Raw genomic sequence first — 18,570 nt, forward strand, 5'->3', positions numbered from 1 at the left:
TTGCATTCCGGGCCGAGCGCCGGGCCGCTCCCAAGCCGGCCCGCATGGCGATGTGCTTGGGGCTCGACGCCCCAAGCATCGCCGTCCCCTCGGGGGACCGACCAGGCTCACCCGCGTTCAGCGCAGTGAGACTGGGCGAGGGGCTCATATCACCTTCCTTCGGGCAGTTCGATCTTGACGGCCAGCACTTCCATGTCGCCTTGCTTTTCGGTCGTGACCTGGATGTCCTCGGGGTTGATGGACACGTACTTGGAGATCACGGCCAGCAGTTCGCGCTGCAGCTGCGGCAGGTATTCGGGGCTGGTGCCGCGGCCGCTGCGCTCATGGGCGAGGATCAGCTGCAGCCGCTCCTTGGCGACGCTGGCGGTGCTTTTCTTCTCTCCGAGGAAAAAGCTGAGGAATCCCATCGATGGCACCTCCTCACTTGCCGCCGAACAGGCGCTTGAACAGGCTCGGCTTGACGGCCTCGATGAAACGCATCGGGCGCTCCTCGCCTTCGAAGCGGCGAATGACATCCTTGTAGGCCTCGGACACGTCGCTGCCGTTCATCGCGATGGCCGGCGTGCCCTGGTTGGACGCCTGCAGCACGATCTCGCTCTCGGGGATCACCCCGATCAGCGGCGTGCGCAGGATCTCGTGGATGTCTTCCAGCGAGAGCATGTGGCCGCCTTCGACGCGATTCGGGTTGTAGCGGGTGATTAGCAGGTGTTCCTTGATCGGCTCCTTGCCTTCGATCGCGCGCTTGGTCTTGCTGTTGAGCATGCCGAGGATGCGGTCGCTGTCGCGCACCGAGGAGACCTCGGGGTTGGTGACGATCAGCGCCTCGTCGGCGAAGTGCATGGCCATCAGCGCGCCGGTCTCGATGCCGGCCGGCGAGTCGCAGACGATGTAGGCGAAGTCCATCGCCTTCAGCTCCTCGAGCACCCGCTCGACGCCCTCCTCCTTCAGCGCATCCTTGTCGCGGGTCTGCGAGGCGGCCAGGATGTAGAGGTTGTCGATCTGCTTGTCCTTGATCAGCGCCTGGCTGAGCTTGGCCTCTTCGTTGATCACGTTGATGAAGTCGTAGACGACGCGGCGCTCGACACCCATGATCAGGTCCAGGTTGCGCAGGCCCACGTCGAAGTCGATGACGCAGGTCTTGTGCCCGCGCATGGCCAGGCCCGTGGCGAAGCTGGCGCTGGTGGTGGTCTTGCCCACGCCACCCTTGCCGGAGGTCACGACGACGATCTTGGTTGGCATCGAATCAGGTCCTTTTGATGTATTCAGAATGGCTCCATGACGAGCTTCTCGCCATCGAGCCGGATTTGTGCGGGCTTGCGCAGGACGTTGTCCGGCAGCGGGTTCTCGGTCGTGCGGTAGATGCCGGCGATCGCGATCAGCTCCGCCTCCATGCTCAGCGAGAAGATGCGCGCGTCGGCATTGCCACGCGCGCCGGCAATCGCCTTGCCGCGCAGCGGCGCGTAGACATGGATGCTGCCGTCGGCGATCACCTCGGCGCCGTGGCTGACCAGCGCCATCACGACCAGATCCGCGCCCTTGGCGTAGACCTGCTGGCCGGAGCGCAGCGGCTTGTCGATGATCAAGGTCTTGGCGGCTTCGCCGGGGACGGCGACTTCGCGGATCACCTCACGGACGACTTCCACTTCCTGGACCACTGTGCGCGGCTCGGCACCGCGCGTCCTCGTCAGGTCCTGGCCCGAGGCATCAGCCAGCCCCAGCGCCTGGGCCTGTTCCAGCTCCTCGGGCGTGGCGCCCTGCACGGCCACCGGCTGCATCTGATGTTCGCGAAGCAGAGCGACGACGGCGGCCAGATCCACGGCCTGCAGCGCAGCGGCCTCCAGCGCGAGTTGCCCCTGGGCATCCGGATCCGCCACGGCGGGCGTGCGTTCGAGCTGCGAGAGGTCGATCACCACCGGATCGTTGCTGAACATGCCCGGCGTGTCGCCGAGCTTCTCGGCGAGGCCGGCGGCGAGCTCGGCCGGATCGGCCGACTTCAGCACCAGTGCCAGCAGGCTCAGCGATGCGCTCTTCAATTCCAGGACTGCTGCCCCTCGTGCACTGCTGCTCTTGCCTGTCGTCTGTGCCTGCGCCATCAGTGATCGTTCGTTCTTATGCAAAGGCGCGATTTTAGCGGTCGTGCGCAAAGCGCCTTCTAGGCGTTGGCCCTCAGCGCGCCCGCTCACAGGCGCTAGAGGGCCGGATTTCAGCGTTTGAACGCTTGACTTATCCCCATTTCCGCGGCAGGTCGCCCGCCTCCTCAGCACCGCAATCGCTTGCGGGGCTTTTCCTACATGAGTTTCGGAAATGAGAGCTAAGTTGTTGATTCATATAGACGGCCAGATGCTGCTCAGAAATGAGGCAGCCTAAGGCGGACGGCGGATTTTCAAGGGTTTAGACCGTCCGCAGGCAGCTTGCCCACAAAGTTATCCACAAAGTCGGTGGATAGCCTTCAGACAGCTTTAAGAATCAGGAACTTAGCTCCCATCCCTAATGAACGGGGGAAGCATTGCGCGCTAAATGACGGTGCCGTGACGACGGGCTTGAGCCGTTCGGACGCCGCCTCATGAGGTGTGGCGGTTACAGTCGGGGCTGTTCGCAAGCCGCGGACGTCACCGGGAGCCGCCATTGGCAACACCGAACTACAGCTACGAAAAGCGCCAGCGCGAACTGGCCAAGAAAAAGAAGAACGAAGAAAAGCGGCTGCGCAAGCTCAGCGGCAAGCCTGACGCAGGCCCCGACAGCCCGGACGCCGCTGGCGAAGACGGCGACAGCGCCGCCACGCCCGAAGGCTCGCCGGAAGCGAGCAACCCGGATCCCGCCTGAGATCACCCGGGACCGAGATTCGCCAGCCCTCCCGGCCAGGCGTTCGGCCCTAAAATCGAGAGTTTCGCCGTCGAGGCCAGCCTGGCCGCACCGTCATGACCCGCAAGCTCTTCGTCACCACCGCACTGCCCTACGCGAACGCGAACTTCCACGTTGGCCACATCATGGAGTACACCCAGGCCGACATCTGGGTGCGCTTCCAGCGCATGCAGGGCACGGAGGTGCACTTCGTCGGCGCGGACGACGCCCACGGCGCTCCGATCATGATCGCGGCCGAGAAGGCCGGCATCACGCCGCAGGCTTTCGTCGCGAACATCGCCGCAGGCCGCAAGCAGTATCTCGACGGCTTCCACATCGCCTTCGACAACTGGCACTCCACCGACGGCCCCGAGAACCACGAACTTTCCAAGGACATCTACCGCGCGCTGCGCAAGAACGAGCTGATCGAGGTCAAGACGATCGAGCAGTTCTTCGACCCCGCGAAGTCGATGTTCCTGCCGGACCGCTTCATCAAGGGCGAGTGCCCGAAGTGCCACAGCAAGGACCAGTACGGCGATTCCTGCGAGGTCTGCGGCGCCGTCTACGCGCCCACCGAGCTGATCAACCCGTTCAGCGTGCTGAGCGGCGCCACGCCGGTGCTGAAGAGTTCCGAGCACTACTTCTTCAAGCTCAGCGACCCGCGCTGCGTGGCCTTCCTCGAGCAGTGGACCCAGACGCCGGGCCGCCTGCAGAGCGAGGTGCTCAACAAGATCAAGGAATGGTTTACCAAGGACGAGGACGGCCAGGGCGGCCTCGGCGACTGGGACATTTCGCGCGACGCCCCCTACTTCGGCATCGAGATCCCCGACGCGCCGGGCAAGTACTTCTACGTCTGGCTGGACGCGCCGATCGGCTACCTCGCCTCGCTGAAGAACTACTTCGGCAAGATCGGTCGCGACTATGACGCCTTCATGGCCGATCCGTCCGTCGAGCAGGTCCACTTCATCGGCAAGGACATCACCTACTTCCACACGCTGTTCTGGCCGGCGATGTTGCACTTCAGCGGCCGCAAGACGCCCAACCACGTATTCGTGCACGGCTTCCTGACCGTCAACGGCGGCGAGAAGATGAGCAAGAGCCGCGGCACCGGCCTGGACCCGCTGAAGTACCTGAACCTCGGCCTGAACGCCGAGTGCCTGCGCTACTACATCGCCGCCAAGCTCAACAGCCGCGTCGAGGACATCGACTTCAACCCCGAGGACTTCGTCGCCCGCATCAACAGCGACCTGGTCGGCAAGTACATCAACATCGCCTCGCGCGCCGCGGGCTTCCTCAGCAAGCGCTTCGGCGGGCAGCTGAGCGCGGATCTGGGCGTCGAGGGTCAGGTCTTGCTGGACGCGCTGCGCGCCCACGCCGGCACCATTGCCGAGCTGTACGAGGAGCGCGAGTTCGGCAAGGCGCTGCGCGAGATCATGGCCCTGGCCGACAAGGTCAACGAGTACGTCGACCAGAACAAGCCCTGGGAACTGGCCAAGAAGGAAGGCGCCGATCAGGTCCTGCAGGACGTCTGCTCCACCTGCATCGAAGCCTTCCGCCTGCTGACGATCTACCTGAAGCCGGTGCTGCCCGCGCTGGCCGCCAAGGTCGAGGCCTTCCTGAAGACCCCGCCACTGCAGTTCGCCGACGCACAGAACCGCCTGGGCGCGCACGTGATCGGCACCTACGAGCATTTGATGCAGCGCGTCGATCCGAAGCTGCTGGAGGCGCTGTTCGAGCCGCCGCCCCAACCCGAACCAGCCAAGGTTGTCCCGGGCGGCGAAGACCTCGCGCCCGAGATCAAGATCGACGATTTCACCAAGGTCGACCTGCGCATCGCCAAGATCGTCAAGGCCGAGCACGTCGAAGGTTCCGACAAGCTGCTGCGCCTGACGCTGGACGCCGGCGAAGGCCGCCTGCGCAACGTCTTCAGCGGCATCAAGTCGGCCTACAAGCCCGAAGACCTCGAAGGCAAGCTGACCGTGCTGGTCGCCAACCTCGCGCCGCGCAAGATGAAGTTCGGCATCAGCGAGGGCATGGTGCTCGCCGCCAGCCACGCCGACGAGAAGGCCAACCCCGGCGTCTTCGTGCTGGAGCCCTTCCCCGGCGCGCAGCCTGGCATGCGCGTGCGCTGAACAATCATTCCCATCATTCCGAGAGATCCCCATGCCCCTGTTCTGGAAACCCTACAAGTCCGAAGTCACCCAGTTCATCGATGAGCTGAAGGCCAAGAAGCCGACGCTGGAAGCCGAGCAGCGCGCCGGCCGCGGCCTGCTGTGGGACAAAACGATCGATCGCTCGGCCCAGGCCGACTACCGCAGCGCCCGCGTCGCGCAGCAGCCCTACGTCTACCAGACGCACACCAAGTAGCAGGCGACCAGCCGTGATCCCGGCGGCCACGGAGGACGATGAGCAGGCGGCCGCCCCCGGCCTGCCCCTCGTCGTCGACCATGTCGCCCTGGCGCGCCTCTACGGCGAGCCGCTGTTCCAGCTCCCGCTGGACCTGTATATCCCGCCGGACGCGCTGGAAGTCTTCCTCGAGGCCTTCGAAGGCCCGCTGGATCTGCTGCTCTACCTGATCCGCAAGCAGAACTTCAACATCCTCGACATCCCGCTCGCGGACGTCACCCGCCAGTACCTCAGCTACGTGGACCAGATCCGCAAGAGCAATCTGGAACTGGCGAGCGAATACCTGCTGATGGCCGCGATGCTGATCGAGATCAAGTCGCGCATGCTGCTGCCGCCGAAGAAGTCCGAGGACGGCGGCGAGGTCGAGGACCCGCGTGCCGAGCTGGTTCGCCGGCTGCTGGAGTACGAGCGCATCAAGCTCGCCGCGGCAAAGCTGGACGCGATTCCCGTGCTGGGCCGCGACTTCCTGCGCGCCCAGGTCCACATCGAGCAAAGCCTGACCCCGCGTTTCCCGGACGTCGACACCAACGACCTGCGCGACGCCTGGCTCGACATCCTGCGCCGCGCCAAGCTGGTCCAGCATCACAAGATCACGCGCGAGCAGTTGTCGGTGCGCGAGCACATGAGCCTCGTGCTGCGCACGCTGCAGGGGCGGCGCTTCGTGGTGTTCGAGGAACTGTTCGACGTCAGCCGCGGCCAGCAGGTGCTGGTCGTCACCTTCATCGCGATGCTGGAACTGGCGCGCGAGCGCCTGCTGGAGATCACGCAGGCCGAGGCCTTCGCGCCGATCTACGTGCGCCTGGCCTACTCGCCGAGCTGAGGATCGTCCGGCCAGCGCTGCATCTGGCCCACGGCCAGCACCGCCTGCGTGCGCGAGCTGACACCCAGCGCCTTCAGCACGGCGGCCACGTGATCCTTGATCGTGTCGACCGACACGCCCAGTTCACGCGCAATGATCTTGTTCGGCTTGCCCTGCAGCAGCAGGTTGAGCACCTCGGTCTGGCGTGGCGTCAGTGCCAGATCCTGCGGGATGGCGCTCACCGCCGATTCGCGCAGCGGCGGCTGGCCGCGGCCGCGCCAGACGGCAGGCTCGCCCTCGTCGCCCAGGCGCATCGTCGGCACGTAGATGCCGCCCGACATCACCAGGCGCAGCGCGCGCTCCAGCGTCTCGGTGCTGCTGCGCTTCGGAATGAAGCCCATCGCGCCCAGATCGACCGCGCGGATCACGTCGCCGGTCCGGTCCGAGGCGGAGATCACGACGACCGGCAGGCCCGGATAAGCCGCACGGAACTCCTCCAGCAGCTCGAAGCCGTCGGCATCGCCCAGTTGCAGGTCCAGCAGCACCAGTTCGAAATCGCCCGCCGGTGCCAGTGCCTTGCGCGCGGCTGCGGCGCTCTCCACCGCCACCACGCGAATGGACTCGTCCAGGCCCTCGATCACTGCGCGCAAGGCGGACAGGATCAAAGGATGGTCATCGACCAGCAATACCTTCATGCTCACCACTCTCCTCTTTTTTTGTGAGCGCTCCCGAAGGGCGCGATGATAGGCGAGGAGGCGCCGTGGTGATCAGGCGAATTGTCGGGTTAGCGACTCGGCGACGCAGACGGGCTTGTCGGAACCCTCCCGCTCGACGGTCACTTCCACGCACAGTTGCGCGCCGCCGGCGAGCGGCTCGAAGCTCTGCAGCTTGAAGCGTGCGCGCAGCCGGCTGTCCACCGGCACCGGCGAGGGGAAGCGCACCTTGTTGAGTCCGTAGTTGACGCCCATCTTCACGTCGGCGACCTTGTAGGCCTCGCCGTAGAACTTGGGCAGCAGGCTCAGGGTGAGGAAGCCATGTGCGATCGTCGTCTTGAACGGCCCGGCCGCGGCACGCGCCGGGTCGGTATGGATCCACTGCTGGTCGCCGGTGGCATCGGCGAACTGCTGGATCCGCGCCTGGTCGATCGTCATCCAGTCCGTCACGCCCAGCTCCTGTCCGACCAGCGGGGCCAGGTCGGCCAGTTTCTCGAAGGTACGCATCTCGTTTGTCTCTCTTTGTCTTCTTCAGGAGTCCAGCCAGGCGGTCAGCGGCTGCCACTGCGCCAGGTCGCGTTCGACCCGGCTCGGCGCGACGTCCCACAAGGTGAGACCGCGCGCCGCCAATTGCACGTAGTTCTGCGTGTCCCGCAGGGTGGCCACCACCGGCACGCCCAGCTCGTCCAGGAAATGCTGCAACTGCTCGACCGACAGCGTGCCCTCCTTGGCCCGCATGACGACGATGCCCAGCTTGGGCTTGTGGCCGGTTTCCTTGCGCAGATCATGCAGGCCCTGCACGAAGTCATATGTCGCCTGGATGTCAAAGAGGCTCGGCTGCAACGGAATCGCGATCCGGTCGGCCACGCGGTACAGCGCCGACAGCCGCCCGCCCTTGAGCCCCGCCGGCGAGTCGATCACCACATGGCTGACGCCCTTGGGCGGCTTGACCGTATCGCGGCCCTCGAATTCCCAGCTGTCGATGCGCGGCAGCTGCGGCGGCCTCGTGTCCAGCCAGCGGCGCGCGGATTGCTGCCGGTCCGCATCCCCCAGCATGACCCGGTGCCCCTGGCGCGCCAGGTAGCCCGCGACATTGCTGGACAAGGTGCTCTTGCCGACGCCCCCCTTCGGGTTGGCGACCAGGATCACGGGCATGGCGGCTCCTCCGTTGTTGTGGAACGATGTTAGCCGCGGCGTCCGCGGCGGGGCAATGCGAGGCTTCTGCTCAGTTACCCTTGCGGCCATGGCCGACATCCTGCTACTTGCCGCTCACCCCGACCTCGCCCAGTCCCACATCACGCACACCCTGCTCGACGCCGCCAAGGCCTGCGCCGACCAGCGGATCGAGGTGCGCGACCTCTATCGCCTCTACCCGGACTACGCGATCGACGTGGCCGCCGAGCAGCGCGCGCTCGAAGGCGCCCGCATGCTGGTGATGCTGCACCCGCTCCACTGGTACGGCATGCCCGCACTGCTGAAGCTGTGGATCGACGAGGTGCTGCGCTTCGGCTGGGCCTACGGCCCCGGGGGTCAGGCCTTGCGCGGCAAGGACCTGTGGCTGGCCACCTCAGCCGGCGGTAGCGTCGAGGCCTACAGCGCCAACGGCCACCACGGCCACCCGGTCGAGACCTTCCTGCTGCCCTACGAACGCACCGCCCATCTGTGCGGCATGCGCTGGCTGCCGCCGCTGGTGCTGCATGGCGCCCACCGCGTCGCCGACACGGAGATCGAGGCGCACGCGCTCAATTTCGCGCACCGCCTGCAGAGCTACCCTGCCTGGACCGGCGGCCTGCAGATCGAACCCGAGCCGGACGTGCCGATCGACGAACGCCCACCGCTGTTCAGCTCGCTCGACGGGGAAAGCCAATGAGCGAGCACGGCAACTGGATCCACCTCCCGCTGGTCTTCCTGGCCGCCGCGGTGATCGTCGTGCCGCTGGCGCGCTGGCTCAAGCTCGGCACGATCCTCGGCTATCTGGTGGCCGGCGTGGTCGTTGGCCCGAGCGTGCTGGGCGTCATCGACGACCCGGGCACGATCCTCGAGGTGGCGGAGTTCGGCGTCGTGCTGATGATGTTCCTCGTCGGCCTGGAGCTGGAGCCCAAGCGGCTGTGGGCGATGCGGCGTCCGATCTTCGGCTGGGGCTCGGTGCAGTTGCTGGGCTCGGCCGCGCTGCTGATGGGCCTGGCCGTGATGCTCGGCTGGTCCTGGCAGGTGTCGCTGGTGGCGAGCCTCGGCCTGGCGATGTCGTCCACCGCGGTCGGCATGGCGGTGCTGGCCGAGCGCAACCTCGGCCGCACCACAGCCGGCCAGAGCGTGCTGAGCGTGGCGCTGCTGCAGGACATCGCCGCTATTCCCGTGCTTGCGCTGGTGCCCATCGTCGCGGCCACCGGCGTGGCGACGGCCCAGGGCGGCGGCGGCAACGGCTGGCTGGAGGCGCTGAAGGCGATCGGCATGGTCGCGGTCATCGTGCTCGGCGGGCGCCTGGCGCTGCGGCCCGCCTTCCGCTGGATCGCACGCAGCGGCACGCCGGAGATCTTCACCGCTGCGGCGCTGCTGCTGGTGCTGGGTGCCGCATCGCTGATGCACGTGGTGGGCCTGTCGATGGCGATGGGCGCCTTCCTGGCCGGCGTGCTGCTGGCCGAGAGCGAATACCGGCGCGAGCTGGAGACCGACCTGGAGCCCTTCAAGGGCCTGCTGCTGGGCCTGTTCTTCATGGCCGTGGGCATGGGGCTGGACCTGGCCGTCATCTGGCACCACCCGCTGATGGTGCTCTCGATCCTGGTCGCGCTGCTGCTGCTGAAGTCCATCGTGCTCGCCACGATGAGCCGCTTCATGGGCATGCCGGTGCTGGAACGGCCGGTGTTCGTGATCCTGCTGGCGCAGGGGGGTGAGTTCGGCTTCGTCGTGTTCCAGCTGGCGCAGGCCGCTGGCCTGATTGATGCCGGCCAGAACTCGGCGCTGGTGGCGGCTGTGGCGCTGTCGCTGGCCTGCACGCCGGCGCTGCTGCAGGGCGCGGACCGGTTGCTGGTCAAGCGCCTGTCGCGCAAGCACGTGCCGCAGGGCGCGGAGATGGACGGCGAGCAGGACGCGCCGGTCATCATCGCGGGCTTCGGCCGCTACGGGCAGATCGTCGGCCGCCTGCTGTTCGCCAACGGCCTGGAGGCCACCGTGCTGGACCACGACGCCGAGGCCGTCGAATCGCTGCGCCAGTTCGACTGGCGGGTGTTCTTCGGCGACGCCACGCGGCTGGACCTGCTGCGCACCGCCGGCGCGGCCAAGGCCAAAGTGCTGGTGATCGCGGTGGACGACATCGAACAGAGCATCGAGATCGCCACGCTGGCCAAGGAGCACTTCCCGCAGCTGACCATCGTCGCCCGCGCCCGCAACGTGCGGCACCACTACCAGCTGCGCGAGCTGGGCGTCACGCTGATCGAACGGGAGACGCTGGACTCCGCGCTGATGAGCGCCCGCTCGGTGCTGGAACTGCTGGGCTGGGAGCCGCACGCCGCACGCAAGCTCGCCTGGCGCTTCCGCCAGCACAACGTCGAGCAGCTCGAAGTGATGCTGCCGCTGTACAAGGACCGCGCCGCCACCCTGGCCGCGGCCAAGGAAGGCCGCCAGCAGTTCGAGCAGCTGATCGCGCAAGAGCGCCAGCAGACGCGCTCGCGAAGGCCCCAGCGCCACAGCTGGGATAGCGAGGAAGAAGAGCAGCCCGCGGACTGAGCGGCGACAATTGCGGGCATGTTCGCCCCGTCCCAAGTCGAAGTCCGCCGCTTTTTCTGCGCCACCTACCGCAAGCTCAGGAGCGGCGCCCCGCTGATCCCGATGGAGGCGCTGGCCGCCGACTGGATCAACGAGCATCCCGAATACCATGCCGATCTGGCCGACGAGGAAGCCGCGGTCGCCGCGGTCTACAGCGTCGAGGACGGCCGCACGAACCCCTTCCTGCACCTGTCGATGCACCTGACGATCACCGAGCAGCGTGCGATCGACCAGCCCACCGGCGTGCGCCAGGCGATCGACCTGCTGGCCGCCAAGCGCAATTCGCTGCACGAGGCACACCACGTGGCGATGGAAGCGCTGGGCCAGATGATCTGGGAGTCGCAGCGCAGCGGCCTGCCGCCCGATGGGCACGCCTACCTCGACCGCGTGCGCCGGGCAGCGACGACGGACTGACGCGCTAGCCGGGCTGCTGGAACAACACCCGCTCCACCAACTCCCGCTGCCCTGCCGGCAAGGCCGCCACGCGATTCAACACGGCCAACGCTGCATCGCAGCGCACCGGTTTCCCAACCGGCTCCGCCCACACCGCCGCCAGCAGCCCTTGCACCGGCACCCGCATCGAACGCCGGACCACCTCCTGCTCCACCGCCGTCGGCGCCAACTGCGGCGCACGGCGCGGTGCGGGCGCATCGCTCGCATCGATCAGCCAGGCCGCCTCGGCCGCCAACGTCTCCGGCGCCAGGCCGCGGTGCAGGCCCAGCCCGCCACCCAGCAGCGCCTGGCAGCGCGCGGGATCGGCCCGCATCTGCGCCTTCAGGATCTCGATGTAGCGGCGCCGAAGCTCCGGCGCGCTGCCGACGATCAGCGCCGGCATCTGCGCGGCCAGCACGCGCAGGCCGTCGGTCTGCGCTTCGTCCTCGCCGCTGCCGGCCAGGCGCGCAGCCCGCATCCGCTCCGCCGCCGCGGCGATCGTGCCGGGGCTGCGCTGCTCGACGTGGAACCACGCAGGATTGCTGCGCAGCGCATCGACGTACTCCACCTCCGCCGCATCGCCGGCCGGCAGCACCGCGTCCAGGGTGCGCGACGGCGGCAAGATCAACTCGTGCGCCGCCAGGTCCTCGGCGCTCGGATACCACATGCTGCGCGGCGAGGTCTTCGTCGTCTTCTCCACGTAGTCTTCCGGCAGGCCCATGCCGCGATACAGCTTCACCAGGTGCTGCGTCGCCAGCTCGTCGAAGACCGGGTTGTAGGTGCCGCTGGAGGCGCGATGGAAGCCCAGCTGCGCGCCGGGCATCAGCTGCCGCTTCGCGCCGGCCAGGAAGACCAGCGTGCAGGCGCTCTCGCAGTTGCCGATCGCCCGCGTGGTGGCGCCGCGGCTGCGCACCACCGCCACCATCTTCTCCGCCTCGGCCAGCCGCCCGCCGGGTGAGGCCAGCTCGATGGTGCGCAGCGCGGGCGCCGTGGCGGCGATCTCGGCCAGCCGCGCGGCATCGCCCATGCCGATGGCGCCCTGCAGTTGCAGACTGCGGCCATCGGCAGCGAGCGTGAAGCTGGCCTGGCCGATCGGGTCGATGCCGCGTGCCATCTTCAGGTACTCGCCCGCGCTGGGCACGAAGCCGAACAGGGCCGAGGCACCGATCTGCAGCACCCCGAGCCCCATCGAAATCCGCGCCAGCAGCCCCCACAGACGCGAGCCGCCGTCCGCCAGGTAGCGCCCGGCCGCGCGCCAGGCGCCGATCACGCACCAGGTGTTGGTCGCCAGCGCCAGCGGCCAGCCGATCAGCACCGCGATGGCCACGGCCTGCAGCGAATCGCCCTTGGTGGCGATCCAGCTCATCAGACCGCCCAGCGCAAAGGTCAGCGGCACCGACAGCAGCACGTTGTTGACCCAGAAGCTGCGCGCCAGACTCTGCTCGCCGCGCCAGTGGCTGGCGACATAACTGTCATCCTCAGCGGAGTCGGCCTCGCGGTTGTGGACCACGCGGGTGCCGGCGATCTTGTCGTGCCAGGCCTGGCGGGACGGATCGAACTTCGCCCACAGGAAGCCGAGGCCCAGCGGCGCGGCCGAGACGAAGTAGCCCAGCCAGCGCAGCAGGTTCTGCAAGGGGCCTGGCCGCTCGCCGCTGCGCATGTCCAGCACCCGCAAGCCCGTCGCGGCCTTGCCCGGCGTCGTGCCCTGCCAGGTCCAGAAACCGATGAAGTAGACGGCCGGCAGCAGCCAGTTGCAGAAGAGGCTCAGCGGGCGCGTGTCGGTCCAGGTGGCGATGGCCTCGCCGTCATGCGCCAGCCACAGCAGCGGCGCGCTCAGCGCGAGCAGCAGCAGTGCGTCGATCGCCAGCGCCAATGCGCGCGGCACGAAGCCGGCGGGCCGCCGCTTGATGAATGCGTTCCACATCGATGAGCCATCCCCGTTCTTTGCGGAGAATCGTAGCGGGCACCTACGGGCGCGTCAGTGTGAATGTCCACGCATTGCGGCATCGCGTTCGAAGCGCTGCTCGTTGACGACACGGCCCCACTGCTCGCCGGCCTGCTCCTGGATCAGCCGGAAGCCGTGGCTCTCGTACAGGTGGCGCGCGGCATCCAGGCCCGCGAAGGTGTGCAGGTGGATGCGCGCGAAGCCGAGCGCATCGCAGTGCGCGATGGCCCGCGCCAGCAGTTGCCGGCCCAGGCCCGAGCCGCGCGTGGCGTCCGAGCAGATGAACCAGCGCAGGTGGGCGCCTTCTCCGTCCGCATGCATCGCATCGATGGCGATGCTGCCGTGGATCTCACCCGCCTCGTCCCGCGCCAGCCAAAGGCCGTCGCGCCCGGTGCGCAAGCGCTGCAGAAAGGCGGCCATCTCGCCGGCCACGCGCGCCTCGAACGGCAGGCCGAAGCCGACCTCCCGGCTGTAGTAGGCAGCATGCAGCGAGACGACGCGGCCGATGCAGCCGGGGACGTAACCCTCGGTGATCTCGTAGGGCATGGCAGACCTCATGGGGTGGAGCCGCCAGTTTAGGTGCCGAGCGCGCTCTGGTAGCCGAATAGCGCCGGCGTGCCGCCCGTCATCACGAACAGCAGGTTCTCGTTGCGCGGCCGCGCGACGTCGCGCAAATGCGCAAGCAGCCCGGCGAAGGCCTTGGCCGAGTACACCGGATCGAGCAGCAGGCCCTCGTGCCGGGCCAGCAGGTGCAGCGCATCGAGTGACTCGGCCGTCGTGCGGCCGTAGCCGGGGCCGCGCCAGGCGTCGTCGACGCGGATGTCGGCCGCCGTGATTTCGCCCTCGCCGCGCAGCAGCGCATGGCAGGCGCGTGCCAGCGCCAGCGTGTTCGCCTCGGCAACCGGCGCATCGGCCAGCACCGAGAAGCCCTGCACCAGCCGGCGCCGCCCCAGCAGCGCGAAACCCGCGATCAGGCCGGCCTGGCTGGCACTGCTACCGTTGGCGATCACGACGCGGTCGAAGCGCAGGCCCAACGCGTGCTCCTGGTCGGCGATCTCCAGCGCGCAATCGGCATAGCCCAGCGCCGACAGCGGCGAGCTTGCGCCCGGCGGCAGTTGATAGCTCTTGCGCCCCTGCGCCGCCGCGGCAATGAAGCCGGGCGCGGCGGACGCATCGGGCAGCACCTGCACGCGGGCGCCGAACAGCCGGCCCAGCAGTACATTGCCGCTCACCAGCGCCTCGCCGGCTTGGCCTTCCAGCGGCCACAGGCCCAGCTCGCAGGCCAGGCCCAGGCGCGCAGCGGCCGCAGCGGCCAGGCGCGCACTGTTCGACTGCAGCGGGCCGACGCCGACCAGCACCTCCGCCCCTTGCATCATCGCATCGCCCAACAGGAATTCGAGCTTGCGCAGCTTGCTCCCGCCGCCGCCGATGCCGCCCAGGTCGTCCCGCTTGACGAACAGCCGCGCGCCGCGGAGCACGGGCTCCAGCGCGGCTTCGAGCCGGTGCAGGCGCTGGATCGGCGTGGGCCCGTCGAACAGGCGGGCGCGCCGATAGGGATCGAAACGGGTGGCCGGCATTTCAGTCATCCTTGCAGCCGCAGGCCGCGGCGCGGGCGGCGAAGAACTCCTGCAACTTCGGCCGCGCGAAGTCCACGAAGGCTCGCACCTTGGGCACGGCGAGCCGGCCCTGCGGCGCCACCAGGTGCACCGGCAGCGGCGCGTGCTCGTGCCCGGCCAGGATGATGCGCAGCCGGCCGGTCGCCACCTCCTCGGCCACGTGGTACGAGAACAGGCGCACGATGCCCCGCCCCTCCACCGCCGAGGCCACCGCGGCGCGCACGCTGTTGACGACGAAGCGCGGCGCGAACTGCACGCTGCGCGCCATCGCCGAGCCCGGCAGCGGCGGAAAGCTCCACGAGTCTAGGCCGAAGTGCGTCATCGCGATCAGTTGGTGTGACTCCAGGTCCGACGGCTCCGCGACCGGCTCGTGGCGCGCCAGGTAACGCGGCGAGGCGGCGAGCACGCGCCGCACCTCGCCGATCGGCAGCGCCACCAGGTTCGAATCGGGCAGGTGCGCCAGGCGCAGCGCCACGTCGATGCCTTCGTCGATCAGGTTGGCCGGGCGGTCCAGCAGGTGCAGCCGCGCCGACACCTCGGGATGGCGATCGAGAAAAGCATCGAGCACCGGTCGGATCAGCTCTTCCCCGGCCGCCACCGGCGCGGTGATCGTCAGCATGCCGCGCGGCGCGCTGCGCTCGCCACCGGCCGCCAGGTCCGCCTCCTCCAGATCGGTCAGGATGCGGCGGCAGGCCAGCGCATAGCGCTCGCCCGCCTCGCTGAGCCGGATGGCCCGTGTCGTGCGGTGCAGCAGTTCGGTGCCCACGCGTTCCTCCAGGAACGCGATCGCCCGGCTCACAGCCGCCGGCGACTTGCCGAGCTTGCGCCCGGCGCCGGCGAGACTGCCCTCGTCCAGCGCTGCCACGAACACCTTCATCGCATCGATGCGGTCCACGTTCTTCCTGTCTGCCTGCCGGCAAGTGAATGGCCGAGGCACCAAGCATACGGGCCTCGGTCTTCATCCTTGTCAGCCGATGGCCGCGCGCCGGCGCCGGAACTCCAGCGCCGGGAGCCCGCCCCAGCCCCAGTTGTCGGGATCGACCTCTTCGATGACCACGAAGGTGCTCTCCGGCGGCTTGTTCAGCACCTGCTGCATCAGCTCGGTGGCACCGCGGATCAGCGCCGCCTTCTCGGCCGCGGTGACGGAGTCCGCGCCGGGCTGCGTACCTTCGCGGGTGACCTGGATGGTGACGATGGGCATGGCGTCGTGCTCCCGTTCAGTGGCCGGCGCTCTGGCCGCCGTCCACGTGCAGGATCTCGCCGGTGACGAAGTTCGCGCCGTCGAGGTAGAGCACTGCGTTGACGATGTCATCGATCTCGCCCATGCGACCCACCGGGTGCAGCGAGGCCAGCACGCCGTGCGTCTCGGGCGCGTGCATCGGCGTCTTGATGATGCCGGGCGAGACGATGTTGAAGCGGATGTTGCGCGCGGCGTACTCGATCGCCAGCGACTTCGTCGCCGCGTTCAGGCCGCCCTTGGTCAGCGAGGCCAGCGCCGAGGGCACGTTCGAGTTCGCATGGTCCACGAGGCTCGTCGAGATGCTGACGACGTGGCCGCCGTTGCCGGCACGCTCCATCGCCGCGACCGCCGCCTGCGTGATGTGGAAGAAGCCGGCCACGTTGGTGGCGATCTTGGCCGCGAAGTCCTCGGCCGTGTACTGCGTGAAGGGCTTGGCGATGAAGATGCCGGCGTTGTTGACCAGCAGGTCGACACGGCCGAAGCGGGCCACGCCTTCCTCGACGACGCGGCGGGCCGTCTCGGGCGAGCCGATGTCGCCCGCGATGGCGAGCACGCCCGGATCGGCCGAAGGCTGGATCGAACGCGAGGTGGCGATCACGCCGTAGCCCTGCTCGCGCAGCGCCTTGACCAGGCCGGCGCCGATGCCTTGCGAGGCGCCGGTGACGATGGCGACCTTCTGTTGCCTGTTGCTGTTGCTCATGATGGGGATCACTTTCTTTCTGTGTTGTGCGACCGGATCGGCCGTGAATCCAATCTAGTTCCCACCACCGCAAGAAAGAATGGACGCGAGTCGACAGACAGTCTTCCGCGCGCTGAGAGAATGGCCGGATGCCCCTGCCCGAATCCCTCGGCGCCTATGCCGCCGTCAAGCTGGTCCACCAGAGCGCCGTCGCGCTGTCGATCACCGGCTTCTTCGTGCGCGGCGCGGCCTCGCTGGCCGGCGCGCGCTGGGTTCAAGGTCGCGTCGCGAAGACGCTGCCGCACGTCGTCGATTCGGTGCTGCTGCTGTCGGCGCTGACGCTGCTGTGGATGCTGCGGCTCACACCCGATCGCGCACCCTGGCTGATCGCCAAGCTGATCGGCCTCGTGCTCTACATCGGCCTGGGCGTCGTCGCGCTGCGGCCGGGCCGACCACCGGCGCTACGTGCGGCAGCGTGGCTTGCGGCACTCGTCGTGGCCGGCTGGATCGTCTCGGTGGCGGTGACGAAGAGCCCGCTGGGTTTCCTGTCGTAGAGGCACTGCGTCGCTGCGCGGTTCGGTCTTCCACCTGATCGCTAGAATCCACACCGCTTCGCAATCGCGGAGCTTCGCTAGGGGTGCCGGTCCGCAAGGATTGGCTGAGAGAGTCCCTTTGAACCTGTTGGCGCGCAAGCGCGCCAGAGTCTCCTTCGGGAGACTTGAGGTAATCCTCGCGCAGGGAAGCCGGATGAATGATGGGTGGTCGCTCCAGCAGCTTGCTCACTCGCCCCTCGTCCCATTTCCTGCCATCCGTGACGGAAACGACGATGGCACACGACGACAACAACACGACTTCGAACTCCATTCCCGCGCAGCAGCGCGTCTTCGGCCTGGGCGACCACATGGCCCTGTGGTTCAGCCTCGGCGTGGGCCTGCTGGTGATGCAGGTCGGCGCCTACCTGATGCCGGCCCTGAGCGTGCCGCAGGCGCTGGCCGTGGTGCTCGTCGGCTCCGCACTCGGCGCAGGGCTGCTGGCCTGGGTCGCGTCGCTGGGCTGCCGACACGGGCTGTCCACCGCGCAGCTGATCGGCGCCAGCCTGGGCCAGCGCTTTGCCGCGCTGCCGGTCGGGCTCAACATCATCCAGTTGCTCGGCTGGACGGCCTTCGAGCTGGTCGTGATGCGCGACGGCACGGTCGCCCTAACGCGTCAATTGAGCGGAGCCGGTGGCGCCGAGCCGGCGTGGCTGCCGACGGTGGCCACGCTCGCCTGGGGCACGTTGCTGGTGGCGCTGGCAGCAGGCTCGATGGTGACGCTGGTGCGACGCTTCGTCAGCCGCTTCGGCCTGCCGCTGGTCGTGCTCTCGCTGCTATGGCTCAGCTGGCAGTTCGGCCGCAGCATCGCCGCGCAAGGCTTCGACGCCTGGTGGCACCGGCCGGGCGACGGCTCGATGGGCCTGCTCGCCGCGCTGGACCTCGTCATCGCGATGCCGGTCTCCTGGCTGCCGCTGGTCGCCGACTATGCACGCTACGGCCGCACACCCGGCGGCGCCCTGCGCGGCACCTGGCTCGGCTACGTGCTGGCCAACGTCTGGTGCTACGCCCTGGGCGTGCTGATCGTCAGCGCCGTGCCGCCCGGCACCGACCTCGTCGCCGCACTGCTGCTCGCCCAAGGCGGCCTGCTCGCCTTCGGCCTGATCCTGATCGACGAGACCGACAACGCCTACGGCGACGTGCATTCGGGTGCGGTGTCGGTCAACTTCCTGGCGGCGAAGTTCTTCGGCGTGCGTCGCGCAGGCATGGTGCTGGCGGTGATCGCCACGGGCTGTGCACTGGTGCTGCCGATGCATAGCCTGGAGCCGTTTTTGCTGATGCTCAGTTCGGTCTTTGTGCCCTTGTTCGGGGTGGTGCTGTCGCAGGTGGCGGGGCGGGGCGAGATGCCGGTTGAGACGCCGTGGCGCTGGGGACCGGCTCTGGTTTGGTTGCTGGGAATCGGTTGTTTCCATGCGATTGAGCAGCTACGGCCGGAGTGGGGTTCGGCGTTGCCGAGCCTGGCGCTCACGCTGGTGCTGGGTAGTCTGGTTCGTCTCGCAGCCAATGAACCTCATGCGCGGTATTCTTCCGCCCGGTGACTTCTTGTC

At 68.1% G+C, this 18,570-nt stretch carries 21 protein-coding genes; 9 read left to right on the forward strand and 12 right to left on the reverse strand.

Annotated elements, in window-relative coordinates; translation table 11 throughout:
• Positions 1-149: 149 nt before the first annotated feature.
• From minE to minC, 3 genes are read right to left on the reverse strand one after another with little or no spacing between them, the layout of a single operon-like run.
• Positions 150-407, reverse strand: coding sequence for a cell division topological specificity factor MinE (minE, locus tag SNE35_RS27715; RefSeq protein ID WP_320426290.1), 258 nt, complete (start codon positions 405-407; stop codon positions 150-152).
• 13 nt (positions 408-420) lie between these two features.
• On the reverse strand, positions 421-1,239 hold the full coding sequence (minD, locus tag SNE35_RS27720; RefSeq protein WP_320426291.1) for a septum site-determining protein MinD: 819 nt from the start codon (positions 1,237-1,239) through the stop codon (positions 421-423).
• Positions 1,240-1,262: 23 nt separating this feature from the next.
• Positions 1,263-2,093: a septum site-determining protein MinC gene (gene minC, locus SNE35_RS27725; protein WP_320426292.1), complete on the reverse strand. Its 831-nt coding sequence runs from the start codon at positions 2,091-2,093 to the stop codon at positions 1,263-1,265.
• Between the two features lie 532 nt (positions 2,094-2,625).
• Here minC and SNE35_RS27730 point away from each other — a divergent pair.
• The 4 genes from SNE35_RS27730 (at position 2,626) to SNE35_RS27745 (ending at position 6,067) form a co-directional block, all read left to right on the forward strand.
• Complete coding sequence (locus tag SNE35_RS27730) at positions 2,626-2,823, forward strand: hypothetical protein (RefSeq protein WP_320426293.1); 198 nt, start codon at positions 2,626-2,628, stop codon at positions 2,821-2,823.
• 95 nt (positions 2,824-2,918) lie between these two features.
• Positions 2,919-4,973, forward strand: a complete 2,055-nt coding sequence (gene metG, locus SNE35_RS27735) for a methionine--tRNA ligase (RefSeq protein WP_320426294.1) — start codon at positions 2,919-2,921, stop codon at positions 4,971-4,973.
• 31 nt (positions 4,974-5,004) lie between these two features.
• Positions 5,005-5,208, forward strand: coding sequence for a DUF3460 family protein (locus tag SNE35_RS27740; protein WP_320426295.1), 204 nt, complete (start codon positions 5,005-5,007; stop codon positions 5,206-5,208).
• Positions 5,209-5,221: 13 nt separating this feature from the next.
• On the forward strand, positions 5,222-6,067 hold the full coding sequence (locus SNE35_RS27745) for a segregation and condensation protein A (RefSeq protein WP_320426296.1): 846 nt from the start codon (positions 5,222-5,224) through the stop codon (positions 6,065-6,067).
• Here the strand turns inward: SNE35_RS27745 and SNE35_RS27750 are convergent.
• The 3 genes from SNE35_RS27750 to SNE35_RS27760 form a co-directional block, all read right to left on the reverse strand.
• Positions 6,052-6,741: a response regulator transcription factor gene (locus tag SNE35_RS27750; protein ID WP_320426297.1), complete on the reverse strand. Its 690-nt coding sequence runs from the start codon at positions 6,739-6,741 to the stop codon at positions 6,052-6,054. The genes SNE35_RS27745 and SNE35_RS27750 overlap by 16 nt on opposite strands.
• 72 nt (positions 6,742-6,813) lie before the next feature.
• Positions 6,814-7,266: a MaoC family dehydratase gene (locus SNE35_RS27755; RefSeq protein WP_320426298.1), complete on the reverse strand. Its 453-nt coding sequence runs from the start codon at positions 7,264-7,266 to the stop codon at positions 6,814-6,816.
• A 24-nt stretch (positions 7,267-7,290) separates the two neighbouring features.
• A complete protein-coding gene (locus SNE35_RS27760) occupies positions 7,291-7,914 on the reverse strand; it encodes a ParA family protein (RefSeq protein ID WP_320426299.1) in 624 nt (207 codons plus the stop codon).
• An 88-nt stretch (positions 7,915-8,002) separates the two neighbouring features.
• Between SNE35_RS27760 and kefF the strand changes: the two genes are divergently transcribed.
• Genes kefF through SNE35_RS27775 form a run of 3 tightly spaced genes read left to right on the forward strand, consistent with a single transcriptional unit; the run spans position 8,003 to position 10,935 of the window.
• Entirely contained in the window at positions 8,003-8,629 is a 627-nt protein-coding gene (kefF, locus tag SNE35_RS27765; RefSeq protein WP_320426300.1) for a glutathione-regulated potassium-efflux system oxidoreductase KefF, read from the forward strand.
• The gene (gene kefC, locus SNE35_RS27770) at positions 8,626-10,482 is read left to right on the forward strand and encodes a glutathione-regulated potassium-efflux system protein KefC (RefSeq protein WP_320426301.1); all 1,857 of its coding nucleotides are present in this window, start codon (positions 8,626-8,628) and stop codon (positions 10,480-10,482) included. Before kefF ends, kefC begins: the two co-directional genes overlap by 4 nt.
• 18 nt (positions 10,483-10,500) lie before the next feature.
• Complete coding sequence (locus tag SNE35_RS27775; protein WP_320426302.1) at positions 10,501-10,935, forward strand: DUF1841 family protein; 435 nt, start codon at positions 10,501-10,503, stop codon at positions 10,933-10,935.
• A 4-nt stretch (positions 10,936-10,939) separates the two neighbouring features.
• Here the strand turns inward: SNE35_RS27775 and SNE35_RS27780 are convergent, their stop codons facing one another.
• The 6 genes from SNE35_RS27780 to SNE35_RS27805 all read right to left on the reverse strand — a co-directional run bounded on the left by SNE35_RS27780 (position 10,940) and on the right by SNE35_RS27805 (position 16,454).
• Complete coding sequence (locus SNE35_RS27780; RefSeq protein WP_320426303.1) at positions 10,940-12,877, reverse strand: RDD family protein; 1,938 nt, start codon at positions 12,875-12,877, stop codon at positions 10,940-10,942.
• A gap of 54 nt (positions 12,878-12,931) precedes the next feature.
• The gene (locus SNE35_RS27785; RefSeq protein WP_320426304.1) at positions 12,932-13,444 is read right to left on the reverse strand and encodes a GNAT family N-acetyltransferase; all 513 of its coding nucleotides are present in this window, start codon (positions 13,442-13,444) and stop codon (positions 12,932-12,934) included.
• Between the two features lie 29 nt (positions 13,445-13,473).
• On the reverse strand, positions 13,474-14,475 hold the full coding sequence (locus SNE35_RS27790; protein ID WP_320426305.1) for a pyridoxal-phosphate dependent enzyme: 1,002 nt from the start codon (positions 14,473-14,475) through the stop codon (positions 13,474-13,476).
• Position 14,476: 1 nt separating this feature from the next.
• The gene (locus SNE35_RS27795) at positions 14,477-15,409 is read right to left on the reverse strand and encodes a LysR family transcriptional regulator (RefSeq protein WP_320426306.1); all 933 of its coding nucleotides are present in this window, start codon (positions 15,407-15,409) and stop codon (positions 14,477-14,479) included.
• Between the two features lie 72 nt (positions 15,410-15,481).
• Complete coding sequence (locus SNE35_RS27800; protein WP_320426307.1) at positions 15,482-15,715, reverse strand: tautomerase family protein; 234 nt, start codon at positions 15,713-15,715, stop codon at positions 15,482-15,484.
• 16 nt (positions 15,716-15,731) lie between these two features.
• The gene (locus SNE35_RS27805) at positions 15,732-16,454 is read right to left on the reverse strand and encodes an SDR family NAD(P)-dependent oxidoreductase (RefSeq protein ID WP_320426308.1); all 723 of its coding nucleotides are present in this window, start codon (positions 16,452-16,454) and stop codon (positions 15,732-15,734) included.
• A 128-nt stretch (positions 16,455-16,582) separates the two neighbouring features.
• On the opposite strand from SNE35_RS27805, the gene SNE35_RS27810 reads away from it, so the two are divergent.
• On the forward strand, positions 16,583-16,987 hold the full coding sequence (locus SNE35_RS27810; RefSeq protein WP_320426309.1) for a SirB2 family protein: 405 nt from the start codon (positions 16,583-16,585) through the stop codon (positions 16,985-16,987).
• A 272-nt stretch (positions 16,988-17,259) separates the two neighbouring features.
• Positions 17,260-18,561: a purine-cytosine permease family protein gene (locus SNE35_RS27815; protein WP_320426310.1), complete on the forward strand. Its 1,302-nt coding sequence runs from the start codon at positions 17,260-17,262 to the stop codon at positions 18,559-18,561.
• The last annotated feature ends 9 nt before the right edge of the window (positions 18,562-18,570 follow it).

The sequence above is a fragment of the Roseateles agri genome (genome assembly GCF_034043675.1).
In the GTDB taxonomy this organism is placed as follows: Bacteria; Pseudomonadota; Gammaproteobacteria; order Burkholderiales; family Burkholderiaceae_C; genus KK5.

What these genes read in the sequence shown, in the direction of transcription:
- minE (WP_320426290.1), bottom strand. Translation starts at nt 407, where the DNA reads ATGGGATTCCTCAGCTTTTTCCTCGGAGAGAAGAAAAGCACCGCCAGC.
- minD (WP_320426291.1), bottom strand. Translation starts at nt 1,239, where the DNA reads ATGCCAACCAAGATCGTCGTCGTGACCTCCGGCAAGGGTGGCGTGGGC.
- minC (WP_320426292.1), bottom strand. Translation starts at nt 2,093, where the DNA reads ATGGCGCAGGCACAGACGACAGGCAAGAGCAGCAGTGCACGAGGGGCA.
- metG (WP_320426294.1), top strand. Translation starts at nt 2,919, where the DNA reads ATGACCCGCAAGCTCTTCGTCACCACCGCACTGCCCTACGCGAACGCG.
- SNE35_RS27740 (WP_320426295.1), top strand. Translation starts at nt 5,005, where the DNA reads ATGCCCCTGTTCTGGAAACCCTACAAGTCCGAAGTCACCCAGTTCATC.
- SNE35_RS27750 (WP_320426297.1), bottom strand. Translation starts at nt 6,741, where the DNA reads ATGAAGGTATTGCTGGTCGATGACCATCCTTTGATCCTGTCCGCCTTG.
- SNE35_RS27755 (WP_320426298.1), bottom strand. Translation starts at nt 7,266, where the DNA reads ATGCGTACCTTCGAGAAACTGGCCGACCTGGCCCCGCTGGTCGGACAG.
- SNE35_RS27760 (WP_320426299.1), bottom strand. Translation starts at nt 7,914, where the DNA reads ATGCCCGTGATCCTGGTCGCCAACCCGAAGGGGGGCGTCGGCAAGAGC.
- kefF (WP_320426300.1), top strand. Translation starts at nt 8,003, where the DNA reads ATGGCCGACATCCTGCTACTTGCCGCTCACCCCGACCTCGCCCAGTCC.
- kefC (WP_320426301.1), top strand. Translation starts at nt 8,626, where the DNA reads ATGAGCGAGCACGGCAACTGGATCCACCTCCCGCTGGTCTTCCTGGCC.
- SNE35_RS27775 (WP_320426302.1), top strand. Translation starts at nt 10,501, where the DNA reads ATGTTCGCCCCGTCCCAAGTCGAAGTCCGCCGCTTTTTCTGCGCCACC.
- SNE35_RS27780 (WP_320426303.1), bottom strand. Translation starts at nt 12,877, where the DNA reads ATGTGGAACGCATTCATCAAGCGGCGGCCCGCCGGCTTCGTGCCGCGC.
- SNE35_RS27785 (WP_320426304.1), bottom strand. Translation starts at nt 13,444, where the DNA reads ATGCCCTACGAGATCACCGAGGGTTACGTCCCCGGCTGCATCGGCCGC.
- SNE35_RS27790 (WP_320426305.1), bottom strand. Translation starts at nt 14,475, where the DNA reads ATGCCGGCCACCCGTTTCGATCCCTATCGGCGCGCCCGCCTGTTCGAC.
- SNE35_RS27800 (WP_320426307.1), bottom strand. Translation starts at nt 15,715, where the DNA reads ATGCCCATCGTCACCATCCAGGTCACCCGCGAAGGTACGCAGCCCGGC.
- SNE35_RS27805 (WP_320426308.1), bottom strand. Translation starts at nt 16,454, where the DNA reads ATGAGCAACAGCAACAGGCAACAGAAGGTCGCCATCGTCACCGGCGCC.
- SNE35_RS27810 (WP_320426309.1), top strand. Translation starts at nt 16,583, where the DNA reads ATGCCCCTGCCCGAATCCCTCGGCGCCTATGCCGCCGTCAAGCTGGTC.
- SNE35_RS27815 (WP_320426310.1), top strand. Translation starts at nt 17,260, where the DNA reads ATGGCACACGACGACAACAACACGACTTCGAACTCCATTCCCGCGCAG.